Source organism: Pseudonocardia thermophila (assembly GCF_900142365.1).
Classification (GTDB): domain Bacteria; phylum Actinomycetota; class Actinomycetes; order Mycobacteriales; family Pseudonocardiaceae; genus Pseudonocardia; species Pseudonocardia thermophila.
On sequence record NZ_FRAP01000031.1, the window covers coordinates 18,127 to 26,124 of the forward strand.

Below are 7,998 nucleotides of genomic sequence, written 5' to 3' on the forward strand. Positions count from 1 at the left end.
AGTGCCCGCGAGGGCGCGTTCGTTTCTGCGCCGCGAAACCAGCGACGTCAACGAGCTGGCCGGCTTCATCGCCGAGATCTGCACGGACGGGTTGGTGTGCTCGACGGGGAACCCGTTCATCTTCCGCGCGCCGATCCTGGATCTGGGGCTGACCATCGTGAACATCCACGGTGGACCGCTGCCCGGGTACCGCGGGCTGCCGGTGGTGGCCGCGACGTTCGCCATCCTGCGCGGCGAGCGGGAGTACGGCGTCACCCTGCACCGGGTCGACGCGGGGATCGACACCGGGCCGGTTGTCGACCGGCGCACGTTCCCGCTGCCGGACTCGGTGACCCTCGAGGAACTTCTGGTCCAGGTGACGAATTCCTGTCACCAGCTCTTCACGGACAACCTCGCCGATCTGGGCCGCGAGCCGCTCGCGCCGGCCGGCGCGGACGGGGAGGGGGAGTACTTCGGCAAGGCGCGACTGGCCGAGCTCGCCGGCTTCCGCGACCATCCCGCCTTCGAGCGGGCGACGGATCTGGGGGTCCTGGCGGACTTCCACCCGGACTACGCCGCGGCGTTCGAGGCGGCCCGGTCCGGCGCTCCGGTGGGCTGATCGGCGGGCGTCCGGCTGTGGATCTCGTCCTGTGGGCGGGTGTCGAGCGGCTGATATTCTGCCGAGTCTAAGGGAATCCTAGCCTAACTTTTGGTCGCCGAGCGGGAGCTCGACGTCTTCGGACTCCCCTCGGAGAACGGAATGCACTCATGAGACTGAACAGGACGTCGCGACGCCTTGCGGCACTGGTCGCCGGCCTGCTCGGCGTCGCACTGGCGCTGGCCGGCTGCGGTGGTGGCTCCCAGGCCGTGGACGCCGCTCCGGCGGCCGACGCCCCGGTCACGATCACCACCGCGTACGGCGACACCACGGTCAACGCGAAGCCGCAGCGGATCGTCGCGCTGGCGGCGCGGCACGTGGAGCTGCTGAACCTGCTCGGGGAGAAGCCCGTCGCGTGGGCGGACTACACGACGACCGCCGAGGAGGTGCCGCAGTACTACCCGTGGATGGTCGGCACCTACTCGACCGACCCGGACCCGAACCTGTTCACCGCGGACTACGTCCCGGCGCCGGAGGCGATCGCCGCGCTGCAGCCGGACCTCATCCTCACCACGATCTGGCAGACGGATGAGCAGATGTACCAGCAGCTGTCGCAGATCGCCCCGACCTACGTCGGGATCGAGAAGGACACGAACACCAGCTGGCAGGACGACCTGGCGGCGCTGGCGAAGCTGACCCGCAACGACCCGTCGATCGTCCAGAAGACCCAGGCCGAGTACGACGCGGCCTTCAAGGCCGCCGCGGAGAAGCTGACGCAGCTGAAGGACAAGACGTTCTACATCGCCGCGCTCGGCGAGGGCGAGCAGCTCTGGCTGACCGAGTACGCTGCGGCCCCGCTCATGGCGCTGGGCCTCAAGCCCGGCCCGGGCCAGCCGATGAGCGGCGCCGAGGCCGCCGACGCGCCGAAGTACTCGCTGGAGAACGTCGACAAGCTCACCGCGGACGTCGTGCTGGTCGCCACCGAGCACCGCGACCCGAACGGCTCGTTCAAGGCCGCCATGCAGGCCGACCCGCGGGTGGCGGCCCTGCCCGCCGCGCAGCACAACGCGCTGATCTACCTCGATTCCACCCAGTGGGGTGCCGTGAACGGCGGTAGCGCCGCGAGCGAGATCTGGTGGCTCAACCAGATCATGCCCACCCTGGAGAAGATCACCCCCTGAGAGCCGGTAGTACGGAGCGGGCCGGTCAGTCCCAGCTGGGACGGACCGGCCCGCTCCGTTTTCCCGCTCAGCGGGTGAGCCGGGCAGCCCACTCGCCGAGCAGCGCGTCCGCGGTGTCGGGGCCGAGAACCTGCAACGTGACGCCGTCCGGGGTGAGCCCGTAGCGGGCGACGATCGGGTACAGCGCCTCGAAGCCCTCGGCGATCTCCGGGTCGGCCAGCGGTCCGTACACGCGGGTCAGCAGCACGTCAGGGCTCGGCACCCGGCGCAGCTTGGCGCGTGCCGCCTTGCTGTGATGGCGCAGCAGCTCGTGCCACGGCGCGTAGGCCGGGGTGGCGTCCGCACCTGCGAGGACCGGGTAGACGCTCGTGAGCGCCCCGGGGAACGCGCCCGCCTCCCCGGCGAGGTGCGAGCGCAGATCCCACTCGACGTCGATCGCGCGCGGGCCGTCCGACCACGCCGCGACCGCCGCACCGAACGCTGCCTGCACCGCCGTCGCGTCGGCCACGCCGGGCACGGCCCGGGTGGCCGACCGGGTGCGCGGCGCGGGCTCGCCGGGGGCCGGGAGCGTCAGCAGCTCGTCGATCCAGCCGGCCACCGCGGCGGCGTCCGCGGCCTCCAGCGCCGCGACGCGGTCGGTCAGCGCGGTCGCGCTCGCGGCCACCGACCGGACGGGTGTTGCGGCGGGCGCCTTCCCGGCGAGGTGCGTGCGGATCCGGCTCGTCACCTCGTGCAGCGTGGCGCGGTCGGCCGCCAGCCCGTGCACGGTGACCACCAGCGACGCCGGGTCGCCCGCCGGCCGCACGATCGCGGCGTGCAGGACCCGCCCGGCCGTGAGATCGATCCGGGCGACCAGCGCGTCGCGGACCTCCTGCGGGGTGCCGTCGAGCACCGAGACGCTCTCGGCGGCCGGCCCGTCCGCGTAGGGGACGATCTCCGTGGTCCACAGCAGCTTGTGCCGGGCCGTGACCCGCTGGCGCAGGGCGTCGACGTCGCAGAGCACGGCGGCGACGGCGGCGCGCAGGGCGTCCTCGTGCGCCGGGCCCGGCAGGTCCGCCACCTGCGTGTGGACGAACCCGGCGAGCGGGAGGCCGGCCAGCCGCACCCGGTGCTGGGCGACGGTCGGCGTGATCGCCACCGGCTCGGCGGGCTCCTCCGCCACCTCGGGTGCGGCCGCCGCGGCCAGCCGAGCCGGGGTGCGCAGCGTGAAGACGTCGCGGACGCCCAGCTCCAGCCCGTGCCCGCGGGCGAGGCGGGCCAGCGCCATCGCGGAGATGCTGTCGCCGCCCAGTTCGAAGAAGTCGTCGTCGACCCCGACGCCCGGCCGGCCCAGCACCTCCTCCAGCGCCGCGACCAGCGCCCGCTCGGCATCGGTCGCCGGCGACCGGGACGGCGCCGACCGGCCGGGATCCGGCGCCGGGAGCGCCGCGCGGTCCACCTTGCCGGTCGGGGTCAGCGGCAGGGCGTCCAGCACCACCACCGTGGGCGTGACGTACATCGGCAGGGTCGCGGCGACCGCGTCGCGGACGGCGGCCTCGTCGAGCGCGTGCCCCTCGGCCGGGGTCACGTACCCGACGAGCCGGGTGGCGCGGCCCGACCGGTGCACGGTCGCGGCCGCCTCCCGCACGCCGGGGACCGCCTTCAGCGCCGCCTCGACCTCCTCCAGCTCGATGCGGACGCCGTTGATCTGCACCTGGAAGTCGTGCCGGCCGACGTAGTGCAGCCGCCCGTCGGCGTCGCGGCGGGCGAGGTCACCGGTCTGGTAGAGGCGGCCGCCGGACCCGTCGAACGGGTCGGCGACGAACCGGGCGGCCGTGAGGCCGGACTGCCCGAGGTAGCCGCGGGCGAGCTGGACGCCGCCCACGTACACCTCGCCCACCACGCCGTCGGGCACCGGCCGCAGCCACGGGTCCAGCAGCAGCGTCCGCACCCCCGGGACCGGGGTGCCGATCGTGATCGGGCCGGCGTCGGTCGCGGCGGTCTCGGCGAACGTGACGTCGCCCGCGACCTCCGAGGAGCCGTACGAGTTGACCACCGTCGCCGCGGGGGTGGCCGCGGCGAACCGCTCGACCGCCGCGGAAGTCAGCGCCTCGCCGCTGGAGATCCAGCGCCGCACGCCCCCGACGCGGGAGCCGCCGCTCTCGGCGATCGCCTGCAGCAACGTCGGCACGCCGGTCACCTGCGTGACGCCGTGGGCGGCGATCACCCCGGCCAGGAGGTCGGCGTCACCGGACTGCGCCTCGTCGGCCACCACGAGGGTGGCGCCGGCGAGGAGGGCGGCGAGGGTCTCGGTCAGGCCGTCGACGAAGCCGATGGACGACTTCGCGAGATGCACGGCGGGCCGCCCGGGCGTCCCGGTGTCCCAGCGTCGAACCGCCCAGTCGAGCCGGTTCGCCAGCGCCTCCTGCGTGCCCAGCACACCCTTCGGCGTGCCCGTCGAGCCCGATGTGAACAGCAGATACGCACCGTGCGCGCCGGCCGGGGCCGGGCGGTCGGCCTCGGTGAGCGGAGCGGGGGAGAACCCGGCGATGCGCTGCGCGGTGGCCGGGTCGTCGAGCAGGACCACTTCGCCGGGCAGCGCCACGCCCGCGCCCTGCAGCCCCGCCGCGGTCTCGCGGGTGGCCAGCACGACGCGCGGTGCGGCGGCCGTGAGCTGGTGCGCCAGCCGGGCCGCGGGATGGCGGTGATCCAGCGGGACCACCACACCGCCCGCGGTGATCACCGCGAGCAGCCCGGCGACCAGGTCGAGGGTGCGGCCCACGACCACGGCGACCCGCTCGTCCGGCCCGACCCCGGCCGCGACCAGCAGCCGGGCCAGCCGGTGCACCCGGGCGCCCAGCTCGGCGTAGGTCCAGCCGGTCGCGCCCTGCACGAGCGCGGGCGCCTCGGCGGACGCGGCGAACCGGGCGGTCAGCCGGGGCACGAGCAGCTCGGCGGGCGGGGTGGCGACGGCCGGGGCCGGCGCCTGGGCGGCGAGGCCGATCTGCTCGGCGACGTCGGCGGCCCGCCGGCCCTTGTCCTCGACGATCAGCTCGACGACGCGCAGGTAGAGATCGGCGATCCGGTCGGCGACGGTGTCGTCGACGGCACTGCGGTCGTTGGTCAGCGCGACCGAGACCGTCTCGTGCAGCGTGACCAGGGTCGTGAGCCGGTAGTGCGGGGCCTGGACGTACTCGATCTCCCCGATGCGCAGCTGGTCGTCGCCGGCGGGCTGGCGCAGGTTCTCGATGGAGAACAGGGAGTCGAACAGCTCCCGGATACCCAGCCGGTTCTGCAGCTCCAGCAGCGGGACGTGCTGGTGGTCGAGCACCGCGGTCTCGGCGTCGACGAACCGGCGCACGACCTCGTCCACGGCGGCGTGGTGCGCCCAGCGCACCCGGGTGGGCACCGTGTTCAGCAGCATGCCGACGATGCGGTCGATGCCCTTGACGTCCTCGCCGCGGCCGGCCGTGGTGGACCCGAAGACGACGTCGGTGCGGCTGGTGAGACAACCGATCAGCAGGCCCCACGCGGCCGTCATGACCGCGCCCTCGCTCACCGACCGGGACCGGGCGTATGCGGTCAGCGCCGCCCGGTGCTCGGCGTCGAGCGCGCGGCGGCGCCTGCCGTATCCGGTGGCCTCGCCGGCCGGGGCCGGCAGGTGCTCGGCGACCAGCGTGGCGCTCTCCACGCCGGCGAGGTGCGCCAGCCAGGCGTCCACCTCGCGCTGCGGGTCACGGCGGTGGGTCCACCAGCGCAGGAAGTCGGGGTGCTGGGGAGCGGGGGAGTCGAAGGCCTCGCCGCGGTAGGCGGCCATGATGTCGTCCCAGATCAGGGCGACCGACCAGCCGTCGGCGATGATGTGGTGCACCGTCTGGACCAGGCGGTGCCGCTCCGGCCCCAGCCTGACGAGGGCGTAGCGCATCAGCGGTGGCCGGCTCAGGTCGAACCCGCGTCGCCGGTCCTCCTCGGCGACCGTCGCGACGAAGGCATCGGCATGTCCGCCGGCATCCAGGGTGCGGAACTCCGGGTCCGGGGTGTCGCCGATCGTCGAGACCAGCCGGCCGGAGCGGGTGAGGTGGAAGCCCGCGGCGAGCGCGCCGTGCCGCTGCACGACCGCGGCCGCGGCCCGTTGCAGCCGCGCCACGTCGAGCGGGCCGTCGAGATCGACGATCTGCTGGACGACGTAGGGATCCTCGCCCGGCGCGGCGACGGAGTGGAAGTAGATGCCCGACTGCACCGACGTGACCGGGAGGATCTCGCGCAGGCCGGGCACGGCCGCGGCGAGGTCCGCGGCGTCGGCGTCGTCGAGGGTGATCAGGGGAGCCGTCCCGGTCTCGCTCTCGGGCTCCTGGCCGTCCTGGCCGCCGGCGGTCAGGTGCTCGGCCAGCTGCCGCGGGGTGCGGTGGGTGAAGATGTCGGTCGGGCGCACCGAGTAGCCCTCGCCGCGCAGGGCGAGCGCGACGCTCACCGCGACGATGCTGTCGCCGCCGAGGGCGAAGAAGTCGTCGTCGGCGCCGACCTCGTCGAGATCGAGGACCTCCGCGAGGATCTCGCAGATGCGCTGCTCCTCCTCCGAGACCGGGGCGGTGCGGGTCTCGGGCTGCGGTTCGGCGGGCTCGGGCAGCGCCTCCCGGTCGATCTTGCCGTTGGCGTTGAGGGGGAAGCGGTCCAGCACCACCAGCGTGGCGGGGACCATGTACTCGGGGAGCCGCTCCGCGAGCCAGCTCTTCAGCTCCGCGCCGGCGATGCCGTCGCCGGTGGAGGTGACGTAGCCGATCAGGGTCTCGGCCCCGCTCGCCCGCGTGGCCAGCTTCACCGCCGCCTGCCGCACGTGCGGATGGCCGGAGATCGCGACCTCGATCTCCTCCAGCTCGACGCGCCGGCCGCGGATCTTCACCTGGTTGTCCGCGCGGCCGAGGAACTCCAGATCACCCTGGGGCGTCCACCTGGCCAGGTCCCCGGTGCGGTACAGGCGGGAGCCGTCGCTCGCGAACGGGTTCGCGACGAAGCGGCCCGCGGTCAGCGCGGAGCGGCCGATGTAGCCGCGGCCCAGCAGGAACCCGGCCGCGTAGAGCTCGCCGCCCACGCCGATCGGGCACGGGTTCAGCTGCTCGTCGAGGACGTACAGCTGGGTGTGCGGGTTGGGGCGGCCGATGGAGGTCGCGATCCGCTCCGCGGTGTCGCGGTAGATCACGTGCGAGACACCGATCGTCGCCTCGGCGGGGCCGTACCCGTGGTAGAGGGTCGTGGTCAGCTGGCGGCGGAAGCGGCGGAACAGGTCCGGGGTAAGCACCTCGCCGCCGCACCACACGTGCCGCAGCCCGGCCAGCGCCGACGGGGTGCCCTCGGGGCGGGCGTCGTCGAGGGCGAGCAGCACGTCGAGCATCGACGACACGAGGTAGACGAACGTGACCCGCTCGCCGGCGATCAGCCGCAGCAGCTGTTCCGGGTCCTTCTCGCTGCCCGGCGGGGCGACCACGACCCGACCGCCGGAGACCAGCGGGAGCAGGATCTCGTTGACGGAGATGTCGAAGGCGAGCGGCGCCTTGAACAGCGACGCGTCGTCGCAGCCGAATCTGAGGATGTGGTCGCGCTGCCAGCGCAGCCGCTCGCAGATCGCCTCGTGGCGGATCATTGCGCCCTTCGGCGTGCCGGTCGAGCCCGACGTGAAGATCACGTACGCGAGCCGCGCGCCGGTGACCGGCGGTGCGGGCGGCAACGGCGCGGTGTCCTCGGGTGTCATGTCCTCGGGAGTGGCGGACGCGGCCAGATCGACGACGATCGGCTCCACCCCGGGCGGGGTGGTGTCACCCGCGGTGACGAGACCGAGCCGGGCCGACGCCTCGGCGGCGACCTGGGCGCGGCGGGCGTCCGGCCACTGTGGATCCACCGGGGCGAACGCGCCGCCCGCGATCATGCTCGCGAAGACGCCGACGACCATCTCGGCCGAGCGGGGCATGCAGATCGCGACGACGTCCTCGGGCCGGAGCCCGGCTCTCCGGAGCCGGCGGGCGAGCCGCTGCACGTGATCGTCCAGCTGCCGGTAGGTCCACCGGCGCTCGCCGTCGACGAGCGCGGTCGCATCGGGCGCGGCGCGGACGACCGCTGCGAACATGTCAGGGACGGTCGAGGTCACCGCCGGCGCGGAGCGGTCGTTCAGCCGCTCGTGCAGCGTCTCGACGTCGGTGAACTCGGCCCGGGTGATCTCCGGCTCGGGACGGGCGGCGGACTGCATCGGTCTCCAGAAGCTCGTGTCGC

3 protein-coding genes are annotated in these 7,998 nt (G+C 74.1%); 2 read left to right on the top strand and 1 reads right to left on the bottom strand.

Translation table 11 applies throughout. The features are described from left to right. Position 1 precedes the first annotated feature (1 nt). Both BUE41_RS30985 and BUE41_RS28500 read left to right on the top strand, forming a co-directional pair. Positions 2-598, top strand: coding sequence for a formyltransferase family protein (locus BUE41_RS30985; RefSeq protein WP_159444985.1), 597 nt, complete (start codon positions 2-4; stop codon positions 596-598). A 149-nt stretch (positions 599-747) separates the two neighbouring features. Beyond that, positions 748-1,758, top strand: coding sequence for an ABC transporter substrate-binding protein (locus BUE41_RS28500; protein WP_073460450.1), 1,011 nt, complete (start codon positions 748-750; stop codon positions 1,756-1,758). Between the two features lie 67 nt (positions 1,759-1,825). Here the strand turns inward: BUE41_RS28500 and BUE41_RS28505 are convergent, their stop codons facing one another. After that, positions 1,826-7,975, bottom strand: a complete 6,150-nt coding sequence (locus tag BUE41_RS28505; RefSeq protein WP_073460451.1) for a non-ribosomal peptide synthetase — start codon at positions 7,973-7,975, stop codon at positions 1,826-1,828. Between the last annotated feature and the right edge of the window lie 23 nt (positions 7,976-7,998).